21 protein-coding genes are annotated in these 24,561 nt (G+C 48.2%); 10 read left to right on the top strand and 11 right to left on the bottom strand.

The features are described 5' to 3' along the window. Positions 1 to 30: 30 nt before the first annotated feature. The 3 genes from U1I11_RS11465 to U1I11_RS11455 form a co-directional block, all read right to left on the bottom strand. Positions 31 to 2,136: an ABC transporter substrate-binding protein gene (locus U1I11_RS11465; protein WP_322906266.1), complete on the bottom strand. Its 2,106-nt coding sequence runs from the start codon at positions 2,134 to 2,136 to the stop codon at positions 31 to 33. A 93-nt stretch (positions 2,137 to 2,229) separates the two neighbouring features. Next, positions 2,230 to 3,429: a phosphotransferase family protein gene (locus U1I11_RS11460; protein ID WP_322906265.1), complete on the bottom strand. Its 1,200-nt coding sequence runs from the start codon at positions 3,427 to 3,429 to the stop codon at positions 2,230 to 2,232. Positions 3,430 to 3,921: 492 nt separating this feature from the next. Further along, positions 3,922 to 4,419 (bottom strand): phenolic acid decarboxylase, encoded by a 498-nt coding sequence (locus tag U1I11_RS11455; protein WP_322906264.1) that lies wholly within the window; start codon positions 4,417 to 4,419, stop codon positions 3,922 to 3,924. A gap of 377 nt (positions 4,420 to 4,796) precedes the next feature. Between U1I11_RS11455 and U1I11_RS11450 the strand changes: the two genes are divergently transcribed. Next, positions 4,797 to 5,402, top strand: a complete 606-nt coding sequence (locus U1I11_RS11450) for a PadR family transcriptional regulator (RefSeq protein WP_322906263.1) — start codon at positions 4,797 to 4,799, stop codon at positions 5,400 to 5,402. A 200-nt stretch (positions 5,403 to 5,602) separates the two neighbouring features. Next, positions 5,603 to 5,848, top strand: a complete 246-nt coding sequence (locus U1I11_RS11445; RefSeq protein ID WP_322906262.1) for a hypothetical protein — start codon at positions 5,603 to 5,605, stop codon at positions 5,846 to 5,848. A 134-nt stretch (positions 5,849 to 5,982) separates the two neighbouring features. On the opposite strand, the gene U1I11_RS11440 is transcribed toward U1I11_RS11445, so the two are convergent. Together U1I11_RS11440 and U1I11_RS11435 are read right to left on the bottom strand one after the other, a co-directional pair. Next, positions 5,983 to 6,831, bottom strand: coding sequence for an aldo/keto reductase (locus tag U1I11_RS11440; protein WP_322906261.1), 849 nt, complete (start codon positions 6,829 to 6,831; stop codon positions 5,983 to 5,985). Positions 6,832 to 7,187: 356 nt separating this feature from the next. Further along, the gene (locus U1I11_RS11435) at positions 7,188 to 7,703 is read right to left on the bottom strand and encodes a DUF2179 domain-containing protein (protein WP_322906260.1); all 516 of its coding nucleotides are present in this window, start codon (positions 7,701 to 7,703) and stop codon (positions 7,188 to 7,190) included. Between the two features lie 235 nt (positions 7,704 to 7,938). Here U1I11_RS11435 and U1I11_RS11430 point away from each other — a divergent pair, with 235 nt between their 5' ends. Continuing rightward, positions 7,939 to 8,280: a sigma-70 RNA polymerase sigma factor region 4 domain-containing protein gene (locus U1I11_RS11430; protein ID WP_322906259.1), complete on the top strand. Its 342-nt coding sequence runs from the start codon at positions 7,939 to 7,941 to the stop codon at positions 8,278 to 8,280. After that, positions 8,232 to 8,453: a hypothetical protein gene (locus tag U1I11_RS11425; protein ID WP_322906258.1), complete on the top strand. Its 222-nt coding sequence runs from the start codon at positions 8,232 to 8,234 to the stop codon at positions 8,451 to 8,453. Before U1I11_RS11430 ends, U1I11_RS11425 begins: the two co-directional genes overlap by 49 nt. A 248-nt stretch (positions 8,454 to 8,701) precedes the next feature. On the opposite strand, the gene U1I11_RS11420 is transcribed toward U1I11_RS11425, so the two are convergent. The 5 genes from U1I11_RS11420 to U1I11_RS11400 all read right to left on the bottom strand — a co-directional run bounded on the left by U1I11_RS11420 (position 8,702) and on the right by U1I11_RS11400 (position 16,184). After that, positions 8,702 to 10,360, bottom strand: a complete 1,659-nt coding sequence (locus tag U1I11_RS11420) for an FAD-dependent oxidoreductase (RefSeq protein WP_322906257.1) — start codon at positions 10,358 to 10,360, stop codon at positions 8,702 to 8,704. Between the two features lie 451 nt (positions 10,361 to 10,811). Beyond that, positions 10,812 to 12,434, bottom strand: a complete 1,623-nt coding sequence (locus tag U1I11_RS11415) for a DUF4127 family protein (RefSeq protein WP_322906256.1) — start codon at positions 12,432 to 12,434, stop codon at positions 10,812 to 10,814. A 537-nt stretch (positions 12,435 to 12,971) separates the two neighbouring features. Then, positions 12,972 to 13,853, bottom strand: coding sequence for a carbohydrate ABC transporter permease (locus U1I11_RS11410; protein WP_322906255.1), 882 nt, complete (start codon positions 13,851 to 13,853; stop codon positions 12,972 to 12,974). After that, positions 13,850 to 14,734: a carbohydrate ABC transporter permease gene (locus U1I11_RS11405; RefSeq protein WP_322906254.1), complete on the bottom strand. Its 885-nt coding sequence runs from the start codon at positions 14,732 to 14,734 to the stop codon at positions 13,850 to 13,852. The genes U1I11_RS11410 and U1I11_RS11405 overlap by 4 nt, the downstream gene beginning before the upstream one ends. A 172-nt stretch (positions 14,735 to 14,906) precedes the next feature. After that, positions 14,907 to 16,184, bottom strand: a complete 1,278-nt coding sequence (locus U1I11_RS11400; protein WP_322906597.1) for an ABC transporter substrate-binding protein — start codon at positions 16,182 to 16,184, stop codon at positions 14,907 to 14,909. A 243-nt stretch (positions 16,185 to 16,427) separates the two neighbouring features. Here U1I11_RS11400 and U1I11_RS11395 point away from each other — a divergent pair, with 243 nt between their 5' ends. From U1I11_RS11395 to U1I11_RS11385, 3 genes are all read left to right on the top strand, one after another. Then, positions 16,428 to 16,886 carry a hypothetical protein gene (locus U1I11_RS11395; RefSeq protein ID WP_322906253.1) on the top strand — a complete coding sequence of 153 codons (459 nt, stop codon included), beginning with the start codon at positions 16,428 to 16,430 and terminating at the stop codon, positions 16,884 to 16,886. 54 nt (positions 16,887 to 16,940) lie between these two features. After that, positions 16,941 to 17,801, top strand: a complete 861-nt coding sequence (locus U1I11_RS11390) for an HNH endonuclease (protein ID WP_322906252.1) — start codon at positions 16,941 to 16,943, stop codon at positions 17,799 to 17,801. An 86-nt stretch (positions 17,802 to 17,887) separates the two neighbouring features. Further along, entirely contained in the window at positions 17,888 to 18,100 is a 213-nt protein-coding gene (locus U1I11_RS11385) for a hypothetical protein (RefSeq protein ID WP_322906251.1), read from the top strand. A gap of 870 nt (positions 18,101 to 18,970) precedes the next feature. Here U1I11_RS11385 and U1I11_RS11380 read toward each other — a convergent pair. Then, entirely contained in the window at positions 18,971 to 21,046 is a 2,076-nt protein-coding gene (locus U1I11_RS11380) for a TPM domain-containing protein (RefSeq protein ID WP_322906250.1), read from the bottom strand. 678 nt (positions 21,047 to 21,724) lie between these two features. Between U1I11_RS11380 and U1I11_RS11375 the strand changes: the two genes are divergently transcribed. The 3 genes from U1I11_RS11375 (at position 21,725) to U1I11_RS11365 (ending at position 23,786) form a co-directional block, all read left to right on the top strand. Further along, the gene (locus U1I11_RS11375) at positions 21,725 to 22,393 is read left to right on the top strand and encodes an MOSC domain-containing protein (RefSeq protein WP_322906249.1); all 669 of its coding nucleotides are present in this window, start codon (positions 21,725 to 21,727) and stop codon (positions 22,391 to 22,393) included. A gap of 664 nt (positions 22,394 to 23,057) precedes the next feature. After that, complete coding sequence (locus U1I11_RS11370) at positions 23,058 to 23,207, top strand: hypothetical protein (RefSeq protein ID WP_322906248.1); 150 nt, start codon at positions 23,058 to 23,060, stop codon at positions 23,205 to 23,207. 429 nt (positions 23,208 to 23,636) lie between these two features. Then, on the top strand, positions 23,637 to 23,786 hold the full coding sequence (locus tag U1I11_RS11365) for a hypothetical protein (RefSeq protein ID WP_322906247.1): 150 nt from the start codon (positions 23,637 to 23,639) through the stop codon (positions 23,784 to 23,786). Positions 23,787 to 24,561 lie beyond the last annotated feature (775 nt).

Genomic DNA, 24,561 nt, shown 5'->3' with positions numbered 1-24,561 from the left:
GGGTAAACGGACGGTATCTCTTTTCCGCTTTTATTCCGAATCCGGCTCTACTACATATAATTTGCCAAAATCGACCCAGCCGCGCTCATTCATCTGTACGCCACGCAAAAATGAAGGGATGATCATGCTTGCTGACCGTTCCGCCAGAAATACAGCGCTATAAGTAGATTGCAGCAAATGATTTACGCTGTTTAACCATGCTGTAGTCGCAAGCGGCATTGCGGCTAATGGGCGCTGCTCCTGCGCAGGTTGCGGCTGAGGTGACTCGTTGCCTGACTGATTGACGGACGTATTTATAGACATATTACCGATTGGCTCAAGCGCGAACGATTTTGGATTTTGCTCTGTTGATTGATTTGAAGTCGATACTAGCTTACCGTCTTTGCTCATATGATGCTGACTGCTGCCATTTCTGCCTACAGGCAAATGATTGAGCAACAGCTGAGCCGTTAACGGCTCAAGCATATTCACTAGCCTTTCAGGCAACATACGTCGAATTAGACTTTGCTTGGAATGCATATATTCTAGCTGACGATGTAACCCGCCGCTTATTACTGCCTCAAACAGCAATAGGTCGGCTTGGGCTACAATTTTATCGCTCATCATATCAGCCCATGCTACAATATGCACCGCGATCCGGATACCGATTGTTGCATACGCTTCGCGCAGCCAGTAGGCGGAACGCTCGTGGCGTTGAAATGTATACAGTTGCAGTTCTGCGCCGTCATAGGCAGATCGTTGTAGCTGAGCGATTGCATCATGCTGTGAATACTCGCAGGCACAATACATTGCATCGATGCAGTTTGTAGCAGCGGTTGTACCCAGCTTAGCTGTCTTTGCCCTACGTTGACAAGACCGATTCGACTCGACAGCTGACGCATTTGCCGCTGTCAACGATCCATTTGCAATCATCAGCCCATGCGCCGGAGCGGTATACGTATCGCCCATCGCAGCCACCAATGCTGTGCGATCCACACCGTAACACAATGCCTGTCGTAATGCTTTGTCCTCTGCCAAGCTGCCATGCTTGCGATTGAGCATCAGCATCGATACACCGGTATGAACATGCTGACGCGGCAAATGATCAAACGCTTCCGTATCCAATTCCCCTGTCAATACGGTCAGCATGCCATGACCGCCCACAAGTGCAATCGGTGCCTCCTGCTCTGGCATAATTAAAATTTCAATTCGGTCAATTAATGCTCCCGTACTATAATACGCCTCAAAACGCTCCAATACACAACGTCCTGCTGTCCATTCCAGCAATCGATACATACCTGTACCGATCGGCAACATAGACTTCTGCCCGATCTCATCCGCTACAATCGATGCTCCGCTATGTGATAGCAGCAATGGCAACCAGTAATTCGACGCTGTCAGCGTAATAACAATGGTATACGGATGAGCAGCATAAATGTCAGCGGCATTTGCCAGTAACCAGCTATGCGCATAATTTCCCGTTTGCAATCGTCGCAAGCTTGCCACCACATCGTCTGCGGTCAGCAAACGATCATGATGAAAACGAACATGTTTATACAAATAAAACGTCCATTTTGTTCCGTCTTGCTCTCCTTCCCAGTCATGAGCAATACCAGGCAGCAATTGACCGTCCTGTGCATTATATTCCACCAAGCGGCTATACAGTTGATGAATCAACTGTGTATCAAACGCAAATACCGCCTCCGCCGGGTCCAAGCAGACGACCGGACGATAAATAGGAAGTCGCAGCGTATCCATAAGCCGCTGCTCCTGCTGTGAAGATCGTCCTGACGTATAACCAAAATACTGCCCGAGCCAGCTCATAAATGCCGCCTCTACCTGCTCCGCTATGCCCGGCTGCCGTATCCAAGCAAGCGCAGCAGCTACATCGCCGCGCTGTACGCGTGCCTTCGCTTCATTCATTACCACCTCTGTCAGTGACTGACTAAACGTCAACATTGACGTATGTCCACGCCCGCGTCCGGATTGAAATATAATCCAGCCCGCGGCGACCAAACGTGCGATAATGAGGCGCGCATTCCGCGGTGTACAGCATAATACATTAGCTAGCTCCGGCATCGTCACATGAAAGGCTGCTCCTTCGCTATGTTGTTGCCAGCTCGTTCGTAAGCGCACATATTCCTCGGCAAGTCGCATTCCGAGCCTCCTTTCGCTGCACTGGATTTATGTCCTGTTGACTACGGTCGACACTTCGACCGGCATATACGATTTCCTTTCGCTAAAATGGATTTATATCTCTGTCCGCTTCGCCTGCCAAGCAACTAAACATTGTCCTAAATGCTGCTGCGTCTCATACTGCTGTGCCAGCAATAGCGCATGCGGCCAGATCGGTGGTTGTTGCCGCAAATCGCTGCGAATGAGCAGCAGCATCCAAAGGGAATATAGGATCGCATACAGCACATAATCTTTTTGGAATCCGGCAAAATCAGCATATTCGGCAAGCACTACAGCATGACGCTGCCACGAAGCAGCCGTGATCGCTGTGCTGCTCGCTATCCAATATCGTTCCAGCAACCGGTGACGAAGCTCGGCAGTCATTAAACGCGGAAATAGCGGATGCGACAGATCGAGCAAATGGTAGACGTCCCAAAATAATGACCCGGCATGACTGTGCTCCCAATCCAAAACAATCATCGTTCCGTGCGGATTGATCCCATAATTACCGGCATGCAAATCACCATGCAGCAAAACAGATCGCTGTGCACCTATACGCTCGGTAGCCGCGCGCAGATCGCTATGTAATGCAGACAGCAACTGCGCGGATAACGGAAATAATCGCGCTGTGCGGGAAGCGAAAAGCTCATCTGATCGCTCAACGAAAGCTTGAGCTGGCGCAACGACTTCCTGTATAACCGCCTGCACCTGTTCCCAGCGCTGGAATAGCGAAGCTGCTGCCTTATGCAGCGGCGGCTTTTGCCCGCTTTGCGGTAATGCGGTCAAATCGTGCTCACCTACTGTATGCCAGCATGCCATCTGCTCAATCACCTGTTCCAGCACAGCAGAGGAGTGCTGATGATCTAACACACCGCTATCCTCGGCAATCATCCAACATGCCGGATGCACAAATGAAGCGATTGGCTCGGCAAACGACGGACTCGATTCCTGCCAGTACGCCAACTGTTCAGCCGGTGCAGCATACGCAATTAATGCCGGATAGGTCGGCGCGTGTACAAGCTCTGCCAGCAACGGCATAATTTGTACATACGCTTTAATTTCCCGAAAGCGTTCATCGCCTGGTGGTAATGGCTTGTAAATATAGCTTTGTCCACTTTGTCCACTTTGTCCACTTTGTCCATCTTTTAATCGGAAGCGTTGTACAGATTGTCCGTGCAAACCTGTGTATATAATTTCAATATGTGTTACCCGTTCGCGGTTCAGTTGTCCGTCTGAATGTACGAGTTGTGCCCAGTCCAAGTTAGTCGGGTTCAAGTTCAATGCCTCCTTCGTAGATTAGGTATTTTAATATGAAATAAATATGGATAGGTTAATAGTGTTTCGATTTATATCATGTTATCACTACACTTTATATGCAAAAGCAACCATCGTTAAAGATAATAATGGTTACCAATGATTTTTTACCATATTAAATTTAAAGTGTAAAACTTACGTGAACGTTGGCATTTCACGTACCGCGCCGGGCGGCATTTATGTATGTCTGCATAAATGGAAAATAATTAAGGCGATTATGCTACATTATGTGTTGTGAGTTAAGAATGCATAATGTCTAGGTGCATCCAGCAGGGAGAATAATGACTAAAAAGCAATGTAAGTCGTATACATTTACAAAAACTCATTAAATATCACTCTATTTAATCATATTAATCATACTTTCACCTCAAAACATAAAAACCCGTGCTATTCGAACATCCAGTCGAATAACACGGGTTTTGCTACATCCTATTACCATGTATATTTATCAAATTAATCTTTACGCAATGGGCGACCTGCGCGGATATCGTCGGTCATGCCTGGATAGGGAGCAACCGCGATCACTTCTTCATTATTCACACCTGCATGTTCGATAAACGTAATATCGGCAAATTCAGGCACAACGTATTTTGGATACGTTTCGTATTTGAGCCGTGATTCCTCCATCAGCGCAATATGGTCGTTTTGGAAGCAGACGGTAATATCGGGACGCTCGTGTACCCATTTAGGGAAGAAAATAATGCCGTGCATCCGTTTTTCTGTTGGCATAAAATTCAGTGATACGTCCGTGCCGGTTGGCTCGGTCCATGATACTTTATACACGCCTTCGGTCAGTTTCACCAGGTCGACTTGTTGATCGCGAACCCAGCGGCCTGCCACCATACCGGAGTGAATACGGTAATCGATCGTGTGATCATTTTTAATATAAATTTCATACTCCCAGCCATTCTCATACGTATAGATCATATGACTGCCTACAAAGTTTTCCATTGTTAAGCACCAGCTTTCCGTTAAGATGATGGGTGTAGCTTTGCCTACGAATGACAGCGTCATGTTTGTGATACGAACGAGCACAGTCACGCTACAGCAATGATCCATTAAAGCCGATCCACTGTTATGTTCGAGCTTTGTTTCATCGTATAGCGTTACGCTATAAAAATAAGATTTATTAAACATGAATTTCCCTAACAAACTCCCCAAACTGAATCGTGCTAATGGTAGTGAACATGAATCACTCCAGCGCTCACCGCATTGTAATCATAACTGTGCTTTTCAAAAACATGTAAATATCAACATGTTTATTTTACCATCTTCATATGCTATGGTCAAATGTACACATCTATTGCGAATCAAAGGAGAAATCAACTGTGCGAGTATTAAAATATGCCATTCTCGGTCTGCTCTACCGTCAAGAATATAGCGGCTACGATATTACAAGTCAGTTTAAACGAGAGATCGGTCAATTTTGGAGTGCTAAACATAGCCAAATTTACCCGGAGTTACGCAAACTAGTCGATGAAGGTCTGATCGAATTTCGCACCCAAATTCAAGGCGAGAAGTTGGAAAAGAAAATGTACACGATCACTGATCACGGTCGTCAGCAATTGCTGGCATGGGCAGCACAGCCGGAGTCGTTGCCGGAAACGGAAAAAGATGAGTTTATGCTGAAAATGTATTTTATTCATACACTCTCGTTGGAACAAGCGCATGCTCTGTTCACAGATCAGCTACGGCAGCGACGTGCTAAGCTCGCTGACTTACAGCAGCGATATGAGCAGTTAATGCCGATATTTATGGCACACAAGCAGCAAAACGCCGACTCAGACGCTCCCAATGGACGCAAGGCTGGCGAAGCCGAGTCGCTTTCTTTTAACGATCCGCAGCTCGGTCATTATCTCGTTCTAACTAAGGCGCTGGCACGGGAGCAAAGCTATGTCGATTGGTTGGAACGGCATTTGAAGCTGTTCGTATAAAAGGAAAGGTGTGTGCTGGTGTGTGCTGGTGTGTGCTGGTGTGTGCTGGTGTGTGCTGGTGTGTGCTGGTGTGTGTCTGCACAATGCATGCGTTCCAGCGGATCATCATTATGCATGTTTGTGTTTATACCAAATCATATTGAACATAGCACGCCTTTACGTCTCATCCCCTTATTCAACGATACAGAAGGAGTGATACGATGCGTAGACATATTATGCGCACGATTATGATTAGCGAGTCCAAAGCAGCCGTTTTCCATCGTAAGCTGACTGAAGTAATTGACAATGCACAGCTTCATTCATTTGAAGTGGATGTACAGTATAGCTGCGCCTTGTTTCCACCAACGTCCGTACAAGCCTATAGCAGTTATACCGATATTTCCGATATGATCGGCGGTGAAGTTATTCATAATGCGCTTGTGTTAATTTACCAGTATGTAGAATGAGCAAAAGGCACCCATTAATGGATGCCCTTGTATGTCGTCTCTGATGCAATCGTATATCGGTCGCTAGCTGTGCAAACACTAGGCGAATTATACTGCTAGCGCAATCTACTCACTTTGCGCTCCATTCATTCGGCTTAAAATTCCTCATACTCCGCCGGGTCTTGATTCCATAGCCGTTTATTATCTTTGCTAAATGCCGAAATCGTCTTCATCTGCTCAGCGGTCAGCTCGAAATCAAAAATATTCAAATTTTCCTGCTGATGCTCTGGCGAGCCTGCCTTCGGAATCGGCACCGCGCCAAGCTGTGTATGCCAGCGCAAGATGATCTGGGTCGGCGTTTTGCCGTATGTTTCCGCGATGGCGCGTACCCCTTCATCTTCCAGCACCCCATCACCGCGCCCACGTCCGAGCGGGCTCCACGATTCGGTAATGATCCCATGTTGCTCATGAAACTGGCGCTGTGCTGCTTGTTCAAAATACGGATGCAGCTCAATCTGGTTCAAACATGGTACGACATCAGTTTCACGAATAATGCGTTCCAAATGCTCTGGCAAAAAATTGCTCACACCGATCGACCGTACATAACCGCGTGTTCTCGCTTCGATCAGCGCTTGCCATGCTTCGACATATTGATCCGTTTTCGGATTTGGCCAATGAATAATGTATAGGTCAAAATAGTCGAGCCCTGTCCGCAGCAGCGATTCCTCAATCGTCACCAGCGCCTGCTCGTACGCATGGCGACGTCCGGGCAGTTTGGAACAAATATGCAGTTGATCGCGTGGCACCGCACTATCGCGCACCGCTTTGCCGACCGCGCCTTCGTTTTCGTAATTAAAAGCAGAGTCGAGCAGACGATAGCCGGTATCGATCCCTTGCCGGATCGCAGCGGCACCTGCATGTCCGTTCAGCGAGTACGTGCCTAGCCCGATGGCGGGTATATTATGTCCGTCGTTCATAGGTATCATCGGTACATCGATTTCCATATTCATCATCCTCCTGTTATAGTCTGCGATTGGATAGCCTCGGAATAGCTATATCGCCCTACCCTAGCACTTTAAACATACAACAGCGGCAAAGAAACCCATCTTTTTACATTTGCGCCAAGTTTATAAGCTAGCACCAGCTAACTATACGGCTAACTACAGTCCCAACGCGCACAACGAATAACCCGCTGTCACATTGACTACATCGACAGCGGGTTATTCGTTTTTCCATATGAAATGAGTAATTCACGATGAATATTGATCTATCTAATGTCTGCTATAGGTGAACGCCAGCATTAACCAACTGATCGTGCAAATTCCGTATCGATCTATAACATAACATCATGAACACCTAATCAACGCTTAATCGCTTTAGTCCAAAATCCGCCGTGGAACTCGCGTGGCTCGACCATAATGACAAATGCTTTCGGGTCCACTTCCAAAATATTTTTGTATAGATTTTCCCGGTTTTTGCGTTTGGCGAGAATTTCCATCACGATCCGTTCGCCATCACGACCGTGACCGATCCATGCGGTCACACCATAACCTTTATCGCGCAACACTTCGGCAAGGCGAGAGTTCGGTGCATCGCTAATCACTTTGACGGTAATATAGCCGAGTGCAATCTTTTCTTCAATCCAGGAGCCAAGCAAAATGCCCATCCCGTAACCGACCGCATAAACGATCAGACTGACGATCTGATCAAGGTAGCTCAGCACCATATTCAAACCAACGACATAAATGACAACTTCGATCGTACCGATGCTGGCAGCGATATACTTCTGACCTTTAAGTGTCAAAATCGTACGCAGCGTATACGCCGTAACATACACAATCTGAATTGCAAAAATAAACAGCAAAATCATAACCATTTCCTTAAAACACCTTTCCGGGCAATTCCCTCAGCTTGCTTGCGCACCTTTTTGCCACTGCATGCAATCACACCTACCGTCAGAGCAGCAACGTTCCGCCAAAAAAGCTCTCTTTTTCAGCTATACAACCATCATACATCCTGCGCCGTACTTCATTTTTCGATGTAAAATAAGAACATAAGTTACCTTAAATGGAAATTATATCATAAACGTCATATAAAAGGAGACGATTCTTATGTCCGTTATTGTACCGTTAAGCGAACAATACAGGCAGCGGCTACGGCAAGCATCGTGGCGGATGCAATACCGCGCCAAAGCCCAATTATATCATGAAAATTTAAGTTTAAATGAGCAAATTGCACCTGTTTCCGTAAAATTCGACGAACTGAACATGGTCATTGTACAAGCATGGATCGATAGCCTACCGTGGGCAAAAGCACGGCAAATGATGATCGGCTTATACATTGAAGGGCGCAGCGAGCAGGAGCTGGCGATACAGCTTCAAATTAGTCAACAGGCGGTGAACCGATGGAAACGCAAAAGTATCCAATTCCTCTCCCAGACATACAATTTGTAATGCTGCTGGAACAAGCACGTCGCCCTGACGGACAGCAGGCGATGCTGAAGTTGTTAGACTATTACGAACCGGAAATGCGCCAGCTTAGCCGTTATATGCCGATGTCACAGGAGGACGCCATGCAGTCGCTGCGGCTGGAGCTGATCGAGTTGCTGCATAGTGAGCAACTTTGATGCTTTACGAGTTATGCTGGTCGTAGGGGAGCACCGTGATATTAAACACGGAATCGTCGCCTATTCCATAGCATAACTGAACTGCCTGCTGTACACAGTGTATGAATATACCGACCGCAAGCGGTAATATGAACGTGATCTGAAACAAGATCGTTTATGATGCAGGATTTCAGACGTATTTATGCTGTATCGTTCCGCGCGCGTTGACCGCTTGCCGTCTACACGGCTACAACCCTCTGTCCAGTTGCTTACGACTGCGGTGGTTGCAACACTTCTTGTTCCACTTCTTCCGGCCAATGAAGCTGTACGCCATCATGTTGCAGCAGCTCCTGGTAGCGGCTTACATGTTCGGTAGAGGCGTATATTTGCTGCGGTGTCAGCTCATTGGCGATCGCATATGCTGCTAGATAACCGGCAGCTTCACCGATATTCCACTCTACCGGATGCAGGCGATAACAACCGCCAGCGATCTGGGTCATGCTAATGTTTTTGCAGGCAGGCAGCAAATTGGTCATACGTACCGGAATGAGCGAGCCGAGCGGAATTTCGAACGGATAGTTCGGGATATAAAATGTACGGTGCGTAACTACCGTCGGATGCAGATCAAGCGAATAACTGCCGATACCAACGCTATCCGCATAGCGCTTAATGCCTCGTTGACCGCGCAGCTCTTTGCTCACATCATGTTCGGTAATCGTGTACATGCCTTTGATGCGTCTTGATTCACGAATGTATGGCGCTTTGGCAAGACCATCTGTAGTGCCGACAATGTCGCCGCGTAGCCGGATACCCGGATATCCTTTGCCGCCGTCCAGTCGCGGCGCTTCTGTCTGCAACCAGTAGACGAGCGATAAGGTGAGCTGGCGCGCGCTTTCCAAATTAGGCAGACGTTCCTGGAGCGATACACCGGTTACCGGGGCAGCATAGTAGTCGTTCATCGCCCAGTTTAGCAAGGACACTTCGGCGCTCAGCTTTTCCGTCCAGATCGCTGGATCAACGATGCGGCGATAATCCCACAGTGAGGTGACACCTTGCTCGTTCGGAAACAGTGTGAACTCTTTCAGCTTGCTCGTATCGTTCGCATCGGTCGCATACCAGCTTAAAATTGGATATTCGGAAAAGGACGGCTTATACGCTTTCCAGTAATCATATTGTGCCGGGCGCTCAATCGTAAAATCGCCACCTTCGATATAATCAACCGCAGCCACATGGGTAATCGACTGCATATCGAGCGGATCGGCTTCCTCCAATGCATGCGGCTCATCTGTGTCGGAACGCGCTTCGGCACCGCTCACATATTCCGTGCCGCTCAATTCCAGCAGATCACCTTCGTCGGTACCGTCCAAATAATAACTGCCTAGCAGTGTCGTATAATTCGCCACCCCACAAGCAGCACTGTCTTTGCCCTGTACGGTGATCGCTACGATCCGATCGTGCTCGGTTACGGCTTCTACTGGCACCGTTCCGTACAAAATACGAATCCGCCCAGTGTTCACATACACGGACAGCATATCTTCGAGCACCCGTAGCGCAATTTTGGGCTCATGGGCAAGTCGACTAACCCAACCGTTACCCGGATTGAGAATCGGATTTTCCAGCGCTGCTTCGGTAAGCGGATAATTTAAACGGTAATATTCGCGTACCCGTTCGCGAAATTCGATATATGTGCCTGTGGCACCGATTCCTTGTTCAATCCAGCGATGCTCATCCGGCGGCACCGCTTGCGAGGTAAGCTGCCCGCCAATCCAATCGGTCGGCTCAGTCAAAATAACGTATAATCCTTGTTTTGCCGCCGCCAATGCTGCCAGCGTACCGCCTAGACTAGCGCCGATCACGACCACATCGGCTTGCAACGTTTGGTAGTTCGTTTGCGGATAGGCGGGTTGAGTAGATTGCTGTTTGTTCATTATGATGTGCTCCCTTCGATTAGCCAAAATGTAAAAATGCGCGTGCTGACATGTACATGTTGCGCTGTTAAACGATATAAGTAGAGATAGAAGTTATGAACATACGAATCGAATTGCAGGTGCAGGCAAACGTTTTGGACTAGAGCAGTTTTTACTAACATAAGAAACAAAGCGATGGAATCCAATCTCGCCTGGAAATCTATGAATCCGTACAAAATATCGATTTCCAGGCTGAGAACAGTACCGTCTTTTGCTACGCAAAAACCTTTTTTCATTGCAACTCGTGTTTGAAATTCGCAAACACTTGAGCCATTCTGTTTCCCTTGTTTCAATTCGTTCCGCGCAACTCGCCGCAGATCAGTTTGCCTATACGCTGAGCATTTCCGACACTCAGATATATTGATACACCAATAGCATACATATTGCGAATTATATCGTGCTGCACATTCCGCTACACTTCCTGCGTTACTTTCACCGACAGTCCCACCTCAAACATGCGATTCCACGGCATATAACAGTCTAGTATGTCGATCGTATAGCCTTCCTGACTTAAGTAATGGGCGATAAATTGTTCCAGCCCTTCGCGTACCATAACCGACACAATGCCACGCTGTCCGTCGAGCATAAATTTGTCCAGCCCCAGCTCTTGAATCGGGCCGTTGCTCAGCGCTTTGCGGACGACCGAATCGTAGCCGAGGTCTTCCACATACCGCAGCGCCAAAAAGTTAAGCTGACGCTGCGAATGCCCATACTGCGCCAATAACATCGACTGTGCAATCACGGTGCCAAGTGTATTCGAGCTTGTATTCCAGCCTGCATAACCGCCCAGTTGGTACAATATGCCTTGCTGACGCAGCAAATCGAGCAGTTCCAGATCGCCGCCATTCGCATAGGCGATATCGGCAAGCGCAACGACAGGATGGCATGCCGCTGCATACATCGACTGCTGACTGTCCGGCTTCTGTCCTAAGTCTGGATGGTGAGCGGCTTGTTGCTGTCGCAGCAAATATGCCGCATATTCCACCAATTCGACCACGCCACGCTCGGTATCATAATTGGGCGCTGGTACGCCCTGATTGACCGCTTCCCCCATCCGCTCGCCCGGCGTATTGAGCAGCAGCACGATGTCCGCTTCCTGCTGACTCGATACGATCATGCCACCAGCCGCAATAATTTGGTATTTGAGCGTTTCCAGCAGCGGGCGATCTTCATAGGCAGGGACGATCTGCGAGCCACGCACCGAGCCAAAACGCGGATACACACGCGGTGTCATACCATTTAGCGTGTTCAGCATCCGGGCGATCAGCGTACAGCCTACTTCATCAGCGCCAGGGTACATATATACTTTTGTCCCCAATTGGCGTTCGCGAATGCCGGCGCGCACACGCTGCTGGTCGCGTGCCGTATAGCCGTAAGGAGCGGAATCATCCTGCGGGAAAATAAGAAAATCAATCGTTCCGTCCGCTACATAGTCCAGTGCTAACCGATTCGCTTCACGGTTAACAGCGCGGCGACCGAGATAGTCGTCCAGTATGTCCTGTGGCAAACGGCTATTAATATCGTCCAGCTCGCTCTGCTCCGCTGTGCTTAATGGCTGATGCTCAGACAGATGTTCCAAATAGCCTTTACGGAAAATTTCTCTGCCCCAATCGGCATAATAATCCGGTTCTTCATCTGACGATGAATATTGCGGACAACGCATAATTAATTGAAATGCATAAATAATAAGCCCTGGATGATTCTCTTTCAACTGACGTAAACGCGCCAGCCGCACCGCAATCGTATCGACGCTTAGCTCATGCAGCCTTGAAGGTACGATGCCGCCATAGAGCAGCGTATCAAGCGATAACACCGCTCCAGCGGCATTTTGGCTTTCCATCTGTGTCCATGTCCATAACCGATCCGTGTCGGCAGGTTCTTTTTTGCGTCCCATCCATTCCAGTGGCGGACGCACCGGCTCGACATCGGTCGTACGAACGAGTCGATATGGGAAATGATAATTACATGGCCGCTCATCCAGCGGCATCATGACGATGCGGGTAATCCCTTCTGTACGATCGTTATCGGTACTCATACGGTTACAGCTCCTTTCGCATAATCACACCACCAGCCTGTAGCGGTCGCGCCTACATGCAGCAACCGATACAGGCTGGTCAGATCAACAATACAGATTAAAGACAGGTTTGAGCATGTATAGCAACGTATTGTCAAAGTTCGATTAAAGTTTACTCAAGATGTTCACATCGATTGTTGCCAAACGAAGCAACCTATGATCAACGTTCGGGTTTGAGTCGATTGCTGAGCATACGTCAACGGCTGCGACAGCATGGCAACCTATGATCAACGTTCGGGTTTGAGCGCGAAGTGCTACGTCCACGCTTCGACGGAAGTGCCTGCTAAGAGCATCGTGCACAAATGAGATCAACTGCAAGCGGCAATTACACCGGATAGTTTCAGTATCCTTTTGTCCGCTTATCTCTATCCCGTTTGAAATTGCGCTTCATCCGGTTCGTTGCGGCGATGTCGATCTTCACCTAGACGTTATAAATTACACATAGGATCAATCGTATAGAGGCTGCAATACGGCAACGCACTCATTGCACCGGCTACGTTATCCTTTGACCGCCCCAGCTAGCCCTTCCATATAATAACGCTGTGTAAATAGGAAAATGGCGATAATCGGAATGACCGAAATGATCGTACCCGCCGCGATCCAGCCGAAATTGTAAGCAAACTGTCCATTTAAATACGTCAGTGCAGCGGCAAGCGGATATTTTTGCGGATCGTCCAGCACGACGATCGGCCACAGGAAATTGTTCCAAAACGCCATCACTTCGAGCAGCAAAATGACCGCAATGCCCGGCTTCACAAGCGGCAATACAAGCTGCCACCAAATGCGCAGCTCGGACGCACCATCCATTTTGCCGGAATCACGAATCTCAGTCGGAATGCCGAGAAACGTTTGCCGCATCAGGAAAATATTAAACACCGATACAGCGGCAGGCAATACGACCCCGATATACGTATTGCCCAGATGCAGCCACTGAATCGTCAAATAATGCACGATCATCGCCGTTGCTGACGGGATGATCATCGTAGCGATCAGCAGCGTAAACACGATATCTCTACCTTTAAACCGAAACAGCGCTAGCGGATACGCCGTCATACACGACAAAACAATATTTGCCGCCACACCAAGCGCGGTAATCATGACCGTGTTCATAATATAACGCGGGAAATTCATGTAATTCCATACTTGCACATAGTTTGCAAAATTGATAAACGTCGGCAAAATCGCTGGCGGGTTAGAAAACACATTCCGTCCCGGCATGAGCGACACACTAAGCAGCCACAAAAATGGCCCGGTCATTAGTAATGCCAGCAATAGCAGCAGCGCATAAATGATCGTATAACGCAGCGTCTTTTTCACCACACGCAGCGCTCGGGCAGATGACAGCGAATGGTCGCGGGAATACTTCATCGCATTGTTCATGAGTACGTTTGTACACCGCCTTTCCGGTTCAAACGGAACACGACGATGCTAAGCGCACCGACAATAACACTCACGATTAGCCCTAGTGCGGAAGCATAACCGAAATTGAATTGCTCTAGCCCTTTTTGGTAAATGTACAGGCTGGACGTTAATGTTGCATTGCCGGGACCGCCCTTGGTTAGCACAAACATTTCGTCAAATACACGGATCGCCCCCATGAGCGAAATTAGTGTACAAAACAAAATATGCGGACGCAATAGCGGGATCGTGATCCGCAGCACCGTCTGCCAGCGGCTTGCCCCATCGATCATCGCCGCTTCATACAGCTCGGACGGAATCGACTGTAAACCGGCAAGGTATAACACCATATAATAACCAAGCCCTTTCCAGAGCGTAATAAACATGAGCGCATACAACGCCGTGCTGCTCGTCGACAGCCAGCCGATCTGCTCGTGAATGATGCCAAGCTGCATCAGCACATAGTTGACGACACCATTGCTGCTGAACAGCCAGCTCCACATTAGCGCCACCGCGACCATCGAGGTGACGACCGGCACATAATAAGCGGCGCGAAACGCTTTGATTAGCGGTAGCCTTGTATTGACGAGAATCGCCATCAAAATCGAAATGATCTGGATGCACGGCACGATCAGCACATACACGAGCGAGTTCCAGAGCGATATGAGAAAGCTGCGATCATGCACAGCGGTCACATAATTTTTAAAGCCTACATAATGCGTTTCCCCGATAACCGAATAATCGGTCAGGGACAGCGGAATGCCGTACAATATCGGCCACAATACGAATACCGCCACAATGAGTAAACCGGGTGCCATAAACGCCCACGCGGCAAACGTCTCGGTTTTCATCCATCTTGTCATGCGCGTTCACCGCCTTTTCAGGGTCAGTCCGTTCTCACTTCCAGATGAGGATAGGAGTCACTGTGATCGAGCGTCTTGTTAAGTTCACAGCAAATGAAAAAATAGAAGTCGTCGTAATCTGTAATCTGTCGTCTACGTTAATGGTTGCATCGTTACAGGTGTTTGTTTTATTTTACTGCTTCAAAATTTGATTCACTTCCTGCTCCGCCATAGTGAGACCTTGCTGCGGGTCTTTGCCGTTCAGGAAAATTTCTTGCAACTGCACCGCAATGGCGGAGTTAATATCCCCGGCATTGGGCACACCGACCATATAATCGACCGCTTTGTCGAGACTTTTAGCCGAAGCGACTTTTGCTTGCGCTTCAAGTGAGTTGTTGTTTTCGGTAAAATACGGGTCTTTAATCGATGCTTTTGTGCTTGGCAACGTATTGGCTGCTTTGGCAAATGACGTCTGATTGGTTGCATCGGTAATGAATTTGGCGAATTCAGCTGCCTGTTTCGGATTGCCGGACTTCGCCGGTATGACCAAATCCATCGTATTGGACAGGCGCACATCAGCTTTGCCAGTCGGCAGCGGCACAGCGATCGTATTTTGATACACATCCGGTGCCGCCGTTTTGATAAAGTTAATAAATGTCGGCCCAGCGATCTCAAATGCGGTCTGTTCGCTGGAATAATACTGGATTTGTTTGTCAAAATTAGCGTTGTCGCGTACGATTACCCCTTGCTGAATCAACTGCTGCATATGCTCGATCATTTGCAGCGCTGCCGGTGTGTTGAAGGCGGCAGCCGTTTTATCCTCATTCAGAATCGATATGCCTTCCACTGGGAACAAGCGCGCCGCAAACGTAAGCGCATAGCCGCTCGCGCCTGTTTTTGCTTTGATCGTACGTGCCCATTCGTTCAGCTCATCACGTGTTTTCGGTGGATTCGCCGGATTTAGTCCCGCCTGTTTTACGAGCCTTGTGTTCATATACAGCACTTCGGTGCCAGTATACCAAGGCAGTGCATACGGTTTGCCAGCAAGGACGGTCGAATTAAAAATACCGTCAAAATAAGATTGCCGTTCCTGATCGCTCAAATACGGCGTCAGATCGGCTAATGCGCCTTTGGAAGCCATCTGATTGGCAAATTCGGTATTCAAATTGACGACATCAGGCACGTTACCACTCGCAATTCCGGTTAATAGTTTATTAGAGATAGCATCATACGGATAATCGCTCCATTCTACCGTGACGCCGGGGTGGTTTTTTTGGTATTCTGAGATTAGATTATTGAAATAATCGTTAAAAGTCGGTTGCAAGGCAATCGTCCAAAACTTAATCGTCACCCGTCCATCTTCTTCATTACTACTGGTATCCGATCCGCACGAACTGAGTACAGAAGCGAACAGGACAGCCAGCAGACATAGTACCGTCAATCGTCTCATTTTCTTGTTCACAGGCTTCATTCCTTTCATAGTTTCAATCAGCTTCTTCTGTTCCACCGTTTGCGTACTCTGACCTATATGTAGCTGGCAACGGGAAAAGCCTTTTCGTTTCTCCTCCCTGCCCTTGTCACGCATTATATCAAATTAAAATGTAACAAAAAAGGGATGAGCAGGAATTAAAAGGGAATCACCGCCAGAGTACAGCGCAGCACGGCTTAATTATCAGCGAGGAAGGTGAGTTAGATGCACCCTGGATGGATTTTAATGGCAGTTGGAATGGTTGCGATCGTATTGGTCGCCGTTTGGATCAGCTTGATCCTGTTCGCCCAGCCGCGTAAACTGATCAATCATCACACTCCGAGACCGGACGAGACAGCGACAAGCGGACAAACAGGCGCTACGTCGCATAATGTAGTCGATCTTGCCGACTTTCGGCAGCGCCGCGTAACGCCAGGCAAAGAGATGAAACGCACCCAGCAGCTACCAGAGCAGCTTTTAAAAGGCGATCAGCTGCAAGAGCACAAAAAGGCTGTACCTGCGACCGTACGACCGCTCCCTTTGTCCAAGTCAGGCGATGTGCCCAAGCTACGACTGCAAAAATGCTCATATTGCAAAAAGGAAGTTCACCGTCTGACATTTTACGCTACCGATAAAGGTGGTCTGGTCGGCGTATGTAAAGATTGCGAACCGATTGCCAAACGACAGGATTTGCTGCCGCTATAGCCACAAGCTGGCGATCCTCCCAACAGGATAATTTACAGAAAACAGGTGAGAACGATGCAGCATATTGGTTCGGAATCAGCAACAGTCGCTGCCGATGTAGTCGATTGTGCACCACAACAAGAGCATAGTGCAGACGCGGCGGCAGAAAACCCAAGTAAAGTTTGTTCACGTTGCGGTCAGACGTATCCGCTCTCCCATTATTTAAAACGAACCGGGCGCAAGTCCGGACGAGCGCGTCGCCGTGGCACCTGTCGCCATTGCCGCAAACAATTAAAGATCGCCACTGCCGAGTTCAAGACATCAGCCGCCGATTCAGCATATGTAGACGATCAGACAGTAGCAGCGCAACAGGCGACCGCTGCTGCCGCACTGCCATCCGGTGCCATAGTCACAGCGCAATCTGCTGACAGGAATGGAGCGGAAACACAGCTCATTCGCTCGGCAGCTCGTCATGAAGCCAGCTCCGCCATCGTAACCGCACGTCCGGTTCGCAGTCTGCCCTCTATCGAAGCGAGCGATATTCGCGGGCACGGGCTCGATCTGTCCATCTTGCGCCCGACCCGCCGCGGCATTGTGCATATGCGCGGTCGCACCGATAAAGGGCGGCGCTGGCATCAGGAGACCGATCTGGACACCGCGGTGACATTGGTCGAACAATACGCCGCAGTCGTCGTGAATCGGCATACGATTCGCAGGCTGTACAGCAATCGCTCGTTTCGAAAGTATATTTTGGAACGTGATCATTATACATGTTATTTTTGCGGCGGCTACGGGGATACGATCGATCATCTGTTGCCGCGTGCACGTGGCGGGCATACGACACCACTCAATTGTGTCTGTGCATGCAATTTATGCAATCAGGCAAAAGCGGATCATGATCTGCACCATTTTATCCAGCCGATGGATACAAAATAACGGCAGCTATTTCCATTTTTAGTATTGAAGCCGCTTTCGTAATGTTTTATGATAAAACCATCATACGCAAAGCGTTGGAGGTCAGGATGAGTAAATATCAATTCATCTGGTGTGAAGGTGTGTGCGGCTACGGCGGCGTCACCTCGCTCGGAGTGATGGCGATGCATTATATGGATCATACCTTTGCACTGACGCTGGACGGCATTTTGGGTGAAATTTCACGCACCGTACCGCTCTTTTTATTGTGCGGTTATTTGCTCGGTGAACTGATCTGGCGCTGGAAGTCCGTCCGCTCGTAAATAAATAAATAAATAAATAAACCGATTGATCATGCAGACCGAGCAAGCAGTGTGCGATAAAGCATGTCGCTGACGGATATGAAGCTACTAGCGGTCAGGTGCAACGATCGACTGGCGATTCAATCAAGCGGTTGCTCGCCTCTATCCGCCATAATCTTCCTCTGCCAATCCGCAGCTTATGTACATGGCAGCTCATGTACATGAATGATGCCTATGAAACAATAAGCGGTGACGTTTACGCTACGAATACGATAAATAAGCCCTGCTGCAAACAGCACCGTCGGTCATCGTGACGGTCAAGTTGCATGTAGCAGGGCTTTCTTTTGTTCATTTTGCTGCCAGTTTATAACAGGCTTAACATCGCTTTGCAAGGTTGTTCAGGAGGATTAAGCTCTGGTGTTGACCGAGATTAATATGCGTGTTGAATCTGTTTTAAGATCGTATGGATCAGGATTTCAGTACACAATCCAAATGAACATTGAACTTGGTCAACGTACTAGGGCGTGTCTTCAAACTTCTTTATAAGCAGTTTGATGGGTTTTTTCATTAGATTATTGTCGTATAAGCAGCTCAACTCACTTGAAGCGTGACCCATTCGACCGATAAACTGACAAGGATGATCGTTTGAAGACACCACCTAGTAGATTGTCTCAAGTACATTTACAGTTTGTCGATCTAACCATCGCTTGGTACTGAATCGATTGAAGTACGTTTAAACACAATTTTCATTTGAGACAGCCTATTAGCTATTTGCTCTGCTTCTGCTTCTGCTTCTGCTTCTGCTTCTGCTTCTGCTTCTGCTTCTGCTTCTGCTTCTGCTCGCTCATTCTAATCCGCTTGACAGTTTGTACAGAGGAACTTTTATCCTGTTTACTTGTGCTCATCTAATTTACGCTGGTCGAGTGGCATATCATGCTGTTCATTTTCCACACTCTCCTCCGCAGTGCTACCGGAAGGTTGCTCTCCATCTGGCTGAGCAGCGCGGATCGATCGTTCTGCCGTTTCAAACTGACGGATGAGCTGTTCCAAATGCTGCTCGCTTAGCTCTAGCGACTGTTCGGCAGTATACAGATCGACCGGTTGTTGCAATAGCAGCAGACGGGCATGCTCGAGCGACTGAAAGCTTTGCTCTTGAAACGGGCTAATTTGCAGATGATCCAACTGCTGCTCGCTTAAACGACTGGCGATATCACGATGATGACTGCTGAGCGCTTCCCAGCGCTCCATATTTAGCTTTTTGCGCAAATCAAGTTCTTCCGCATAACTAAGCAATGCAAGCCGCTGCTCCTGCAAACGCTGGATCGCCATACTGATCTGCATGCCATCTTCATAAGCACGACGATAATCCGGCGCCGCACTAAGCAAATTATGGACGATCTGCGGGCACAGTCGGTCGATTCGCTGCAACAAATCGTTCATTTCCTCATAACGCTTGCGTTGCTGTGCCAGATGCAACTCTGTATAATGCCCTTCCAAACGCTCCCATTCACGTGCATACCAGTCAGGCAATAGTTCATATTCCTCCAACGTTCGCTCCGCTTGCTCGGACAGTTGCATCGCATACGTGCGAAAGCGAAGCATGTCCTCCACTAAACGCTGCGCTTTGTGCACATGACTATCCAGTGTACGCTCCGCTGCCGCCGCACCACTGCGATCGCCGCGAGCTTGTAAATTACGCATCCGCTGCTGATCGGTACGCGCCTGTTCCAGCAGTACAAGCGGATGATCTGCTCCGCCGACATATAGCCCTTCACGGGCGATAAATGCCTCCAGTTCCGCCGCGATCGCATCCAAATCATACGTTTGCGCCGGATCATATGTTTGCAGAGACGGTACAATTGTATCCGAATCGATAGCAGTAGTATGAGTTGTAGTCGCCACCAGATTAGTCGGCACAGAAGCTTCAGCAGGCACCGTTCCATCCAGCAACGCATGCTGCTGCTCCAACGGAATCAACTGCTCATCAATTAGCAGTAATTCATGCTCTAGCCTGCCCAGTTCCAATCTAGGGCGCGACAGAGATAGCAGTCGCAACCGCACTGTACGCACAGCTATGCGGCATTGCTGAAGTTGTTGCAACTGCTGTTCCCCGTCCTGACGTAGTTGAGATTGCAGCATACTTTTGTCTTTGCTGCTGCCATCGGTTGGCAGATTCACATTCAGCGCATCCGAGCCAAGCAGCACGGCAAGCCGATGTTCCATTTTATTAATTTGGCGCTGGATCGCTGTCCGGCGTCGCAGCAGCTTCCGACGTGTCGATAATCGGCGCAGCACGAGCAGCACACTGGCAAGCACAAGCACGATCAATATTACCGTACCAATTTGCATTACCAGTTGCCGTTTGTGATGTAAATTGTTATTTTGCTGCTCGCTTATGTGTGACATGTCCGACGTGATCGGCGCTGCGATGTTACCTTTGCCTGTATTTTCATCTGTTATGCTTGCATTTTCACTAGGTACAGCGCCCAAGCCGTTAATGTATTCACTGACAGCGATAACGCCACCGGCAACATCTCCATTTTTGGCATAAGGTACAAATTGCGTGTCGGTCACACCGCGCACGCTGCGCGCACGACTGGACATGATACGGAAGGCGAGCTGTTCATTTTCAAACGCTATATGCACAAAATTCGGATTGGTCGTAATCAACAGCAGCAGATCATCATAACCGAGCCCCAGCTCATCATATACTTGATCCGCCAGCTTCATCCCAGCTACCTCGTTGTAACCCGATGCAGTTACGACATACAGCTTATAATGATGATTCACCAGCGCACGGTTCATGCGCTCGATATCTTTGTCTGTAAACAGCCTTATATCGTCTTTGACATGACTGTGCAAATAAGCATGAGCCACCCCCCCACCGCTCGCCATAACCGGCAGAGCGGTGCCGACGATGAACAAGCAGAGCAGCAATATTATAGTCCATCGAAATAACCTTTCCATCTGGCTCCCCTTTATATGTGCAACTCCAAAACGCCTAGCGTTCGAGTATGACAGATTGAAATCGTATCCAACCATTATTATGATACAATTATCGTCAAGACACAAAGCCAGGATATGAACGGCGCTGCATTTGACGGCGCGTATGGGGATCGAGCATGGAGCGGTGGGAGCAATCATCACTGCAATGAGGAACAAGGGAAGATCGAGCAAAGATCGCATATTAAATCCGGAAATCTACAGACGAGCCAAGAAATCTATAAATGAGCAAACATGACATATTCCCAAGCGCAACGCCGTATAATCTGTGCTACGCAAAATCGCTTTGTTTCCCGCTGTAATTGAAGATTCACGAACCGGAAAGCTTATGTTTACGTCATACTTGTAGTACAACGACCAAGTTCAATGTTCATTTTGATTGTGTACTGAAATTCTAATAATACGATCTTAAAACAGATTCAACACTCCAATTCATCTTGATCAATGTCGTAGGTTATCTCAGGTCAATTTAAGTTGTGTTTATCCAATGCTCACTTGCTCATGAATATGCTCAGTTACGTTTAAACTTGATGTTTATTGAACACAGCCTACTTGTTGATGTCGGTAAATATGTTGACATCCATACATGTCTACATCTTCACTCTGATGCTATCGTTTTACATACTGAAAGGAGAAATCCATATGAACACATCCACCGCAAACGAAACGTTGATCGCACGACTGCTATCGCTAAACACCGCTCTGCCCATCGATGTCGAATGGAATGGCAAATCCGTCTATACCGGTTTTATCAAAACGCCAACTGCCGAGTCGCTGTCCATTAGCGCCGACGGCATCGAGCACGACGGTCAGGGTGATCTGAAAAACCACGGCGGCCCGGATAAAGCAGCTTGCGTCTACTCCGCCGACCACTACCCGTGGTGGAGCGAACAGATGAACCGCCCATTCGAGCCGGGCGCTTTTGGCGAAAATTTTACCGTGCAAGGCTTGCTCGAGCGCGACGTCTGCATCGGTGATACATACCAAATCGGCACCGCCACCGTCCAAGTCAGCCAGCCACGCCAACCTTGCTTCAAACTGTCCGCCCACCTCGAACGTAGCGAAATGGTGATACGCGTGCGCGACACCGGTTATTCCGGTTTCTATTTCCGCGTGCTTACTGCGGGAACGATTACTGCTGGCGATACGTTTCAATGGTTGCATCGCGAAGGTAATGGCATAACGATCGCGGAATGCAATCGTATTTTGTATGAAGAAAAAGGGGAGACAGCTACGCTGCATCAGCTGTTGAATGAGCCTGCATTGGCGAAATCGCTGCGTACGCATTTGAAGAAGCGGTTGGGGAAATGATTGTGGGTTAAAGGGAGAGAGAGGATGTTAGGCGTTTAGCTCTAGATCGTGTGATGTGCTGATTGGAGTTTGTGGGCAGCAGGAGTGTTTTTGTAAATCATAAAACGAGCGCTTACAATCGACAGTACGAACTATTGCATAATAGTATGGAAACACGATCCAGCGCGAACCCTAAGCGCACCTGAAATCCCTGGGAGGTTCGCGCTCCTTGCCCTGTAAGGGATTTGGGCGTTTTGGTTGTATTTTGGAGTTCTTTGCGCTACTCTAAAATGGAGGTTCGCGCTTTTGGGTGTGAAATGCCTTGCTATATGAGGGCTGAAAGTGCACGCAGTCGCTCTCCGTGCGAGAGCGTGGATTGAAATTTAAGATTTTGAAAGATTCAAAAATTCCGTCTTCACAGTCGCTCTCCGTGCGGGAGCCTGGCTCCAAATAACCGTCCCATCCGACAATATAACCCAAAATGCCCATGCTCTTGGACAAAGAGCATGGGCATTATTATGTGAAAGCGAAAAAAAGTCGCAATAAATCTTTTTTACGTTAAAACATACGAATAAATAGATGAATCCCCGTTCGTTTCTTCACCTCGCTATGCTACACTATACAAAGGAATAATATGCATCCGGCGGTACAGGCACGGCATCGCGCTCCGAAAGGAGATGATTCCATGTCGCACCTTGATTTTGTGATGAAGCTGCTTACAATCGGTATCCATACAGGTCAGTTTTTGCTCGTCTGGTTACAGATACGCCATCTGCTCAAAAAGCGGAAGCCAAAGCAGCGACGTCGCAAAAACAAGAAAAACCGCCGGGGCTAGTGGTTGGCAAACCAATCCGGCGGTTTTCTTGTAACTTCTGAAGTTATTCGCGATCGCCGACGTATGTGCCGGCTCTATTATTCTCGCCTGTGGTGCTCCAACACCGCAGGCTTTTTTATATCCATATTATACACCAAAGCGAAATGAAATGAAAAGATGGAATACGAATGGAGTGTCATTATTTAAAATTTAAAGTTTTTGATAGGAGCAAGCTGGATATCCAAATGATTTATCCCCTTGCACAAAGAGCATGGGCATTTATATATGAAGGCGAAAAAAAGTCTCACCCAATCTTTTCTGCGTCAAAGTATACGAATAAACAGAGCAGTCCCCGTTCGTTTCTTCACCTCACTATGCTACACTATACAAAGGAATAATACGTATCCGGCGGTACAGGCACGGCATCGCACTCCGAAAGGAGGTGACGCCATGTCGCACCTTGATTTTGTGATGAAACTGCTTACAATCGGTATCCATACAGGTCAGTTTTTACTGGTCTGGTTACAGATACGCCATCTGCTCAAAAAGCGGAAGCCAAAGCAGCGACGTCGCAAAAACAAGAAAAACCGCCGGAGCTAAAGGTCAGGGAACCTAATCCGGCGGTTTTCTTGTAACTTCTGAAGTTATTCGTGATCGCCGACGTATGTGCCGGCCCTATTATTCTCGCCTGTGGTGTTGACGCACCACAGGCTTTTTATATCCATATCATACACCAAAGTGAAATGAAATGAAACGAAGGAATGCGAAATGAGTGCAATTCTTTAAACGTTTTTATAGGGAGAAAGTTTAGATATTTAAATGATGACCAACGCTACCGGATGAAGCGAAAATGAACGATGTGCGCATGATCCATTCGGCAGAATAAAACAGCTTTGTTAGATACACCGAGTGGTATAACTAGAGAAAGCTGATCTAATCCAGCTTTTTTCCTTTTATATCCAAAAAGCGCGAACCCCAAGCTCACATCAAATCTCTGGGAGGTTCGCGCTCCTTGCTGGGCAAGGGATTTCAGCGTTTTTGTTGTATTTTGAAGCTTATTCAGCTACTCTAAAATGGAGGTTCGCGCTTTTTAGTGTGAATTGCCTTGCTATATAAGGGCTGAAAGTGCCCGCAGTCGCTCTCCGTGCGAGAGCGTGGATTGAAATAAACCAAAGAGATCCGCAAGAAGATGGGTCTAGGAGAGTCGCTCTCCGTGCGAGAGCGTGGATTGAAATAAACCGAAAAGGTGCTCGTGGCAAAGGGAGACATGTCGCTCTCCGTGCGAGAGCGTGGATTGAAATGCCATTTCATTGTAATTATACGTTCGCTCGTTAACCAAGTCGCTCTCCGTGCGGGAGCGTGGATTGAAATTCAA

Source organism: Paenibacillus campi, from assembly GCF_034659835.1.
Taxonomy (GTDB): Bacteria; Bacillota; Bacilli; order Paenibacillales; family Paenibacillaceae; genus Saccharibacillus; species Saccharibacillus campi.
This window is presented reverse-complemented; position numbering and strand designations above follow the sequence as displayed.

What these genes read in the sequence shown, in the direction of transcription:
- U1I11_RS11465 (WP_322906266.1), bottom strand. Translation starts at nt 2,136, where the DNA reads ATGCGACTTGCCGAGGAATATGTGCGCTTACGAACGAGCTGGCAACAA.
- U1I11_RS11455 (WP_322906264.1), bottom strand. Translation starts at nt 4,419, where the DNA reads ATGGAAAACTTTGTAGGCAGTCATATGATCTATACGTATGAGAATGGC.
- U1I11_RS11445 (WP_322906262.1), top strand. Translation starts at nt 5,603, where the DNA reads ATGCGTAGACATATTATGCGCACGATTATGATTAGCGAGTCCAAAGCA.
- U1I11_RS11440 (WP_322906261.1), bottom strand. Translation starts at nt 6,831, where the DNA reads ATGGAAATCGATGTACCGATGATACCTATGAACGACGGACATAATATA.
- U1I11_RS11435 (WP_322906260.1), bottom strand. Translation starts at nt 7,703, where the DNA reads ATGGTTATGATTTTGCTGTTTATTTTTGCAATTCAGATTGTGTATGTT.
- U1I11_RS11430 (WP_322906259.1), top strand. Translation starts at nt 7,939, where the DNA reads ATGTCCGTTATTGTACCGTTAAGCGAACAATACAGGCAGCGGCTACGG.
- U1I11_RS11425 (WP_322906258.1), top strand. Translation starts at nt 8,232, where the DNA reads ATGGAAACGCAAAAGTATCCAATTCCTCTCCCAGACATACAATTTGTA.
- U1I11_RS11420 (WP_322906257.1), bottom strand. Translation starts at nt 10,360, where the DNA reads ATGAACAAACAGCAATCTACTCAACCCGCCTATCCGCAAACGAACTAC.
- U1I11_RS11415 (WP_322906256.1), bottom strand. Translation starts at nt 12,434, where the DNA reads ATGAGTACCGATAACGATCGTACAGAAGGGATTACCCGCATCGTCATG.
- U1I11_RS11410 (WP_322906255.1), bottom strand. Translation starts at nt 13,853, where the DNA reads ATGAACAATGCGATGAAGTATTCCCGCGACCATTCGCTGTCATCTGCC.
- U1I11_RS11405 (WP_322906254.1), bottom strand. Translation starts at nt 14,734, where the DNA reads ATGACAAGATGGATGAAAACCGAGACGTTTGCCGCGTGGGCGTTTATG.
- U1I11_RS11400 (WP_322906597.1), bottom strand. Translation starts at nt 16,184, where the DNA reads ATGAAGCCTGTGAACAAGAAAATGAGACGATTGACGGTACTATGTCTG.
- U1I11_RS11395 (WP_322906253.1), top strand. Translation starts at nt 16,428, where the DNA reads ATGGCAGTTGGAATGGTTGCGATCGTATTGGTCGCCGTTTGGATCAGC.
- U1I11_RS11390 (WP_322906252.1), top strand. Translation starts at nt 16,941, where the DNA reads ATGCAGCATATTGGTTCGGAATCAGCAACAGTCGCTGCCGATGTAGTC.
- U1I11_RS11385 (WP_322906251.1), top strand. Translation starts at nt 17,888, where the DNA reads ATGAGTAAATATCAATTCATCTGGTGTGAAGGTGTGTGCGGCTACGGC.
- U1I11_RS11380 (WP_322906250.1), bottom strand. Translation starts at nt 21,046, where the DNA reads ATGGAAAGGTTATTTCGATGGACTATAATATTGCTGCTCTGCTTGTTC.
- U1I11_RS11375 (WP_322906249.1), top strand. Translation starts at nt 21,725, where the DNA reads ATGAACACATCCACCGCAAACGAAACGTTGATCGCACGACTGCTATCG.
- U1I11_RS11370 (WP_322906248.1), top strand. Translation starts at nt 23,058, where the DNA reads ATGTCGCACCTTGATTTTGTGATGAAGCTGCTTACAATCGGTATCCAT.
- U1I11_RS11365 (WP_322906247.1), top strand. Translation starts at nt 23,637, where the DNA reads ATGTCGCACCTTGATTTTGTGATGAAACTGCTTACAATCGGTATCCAT.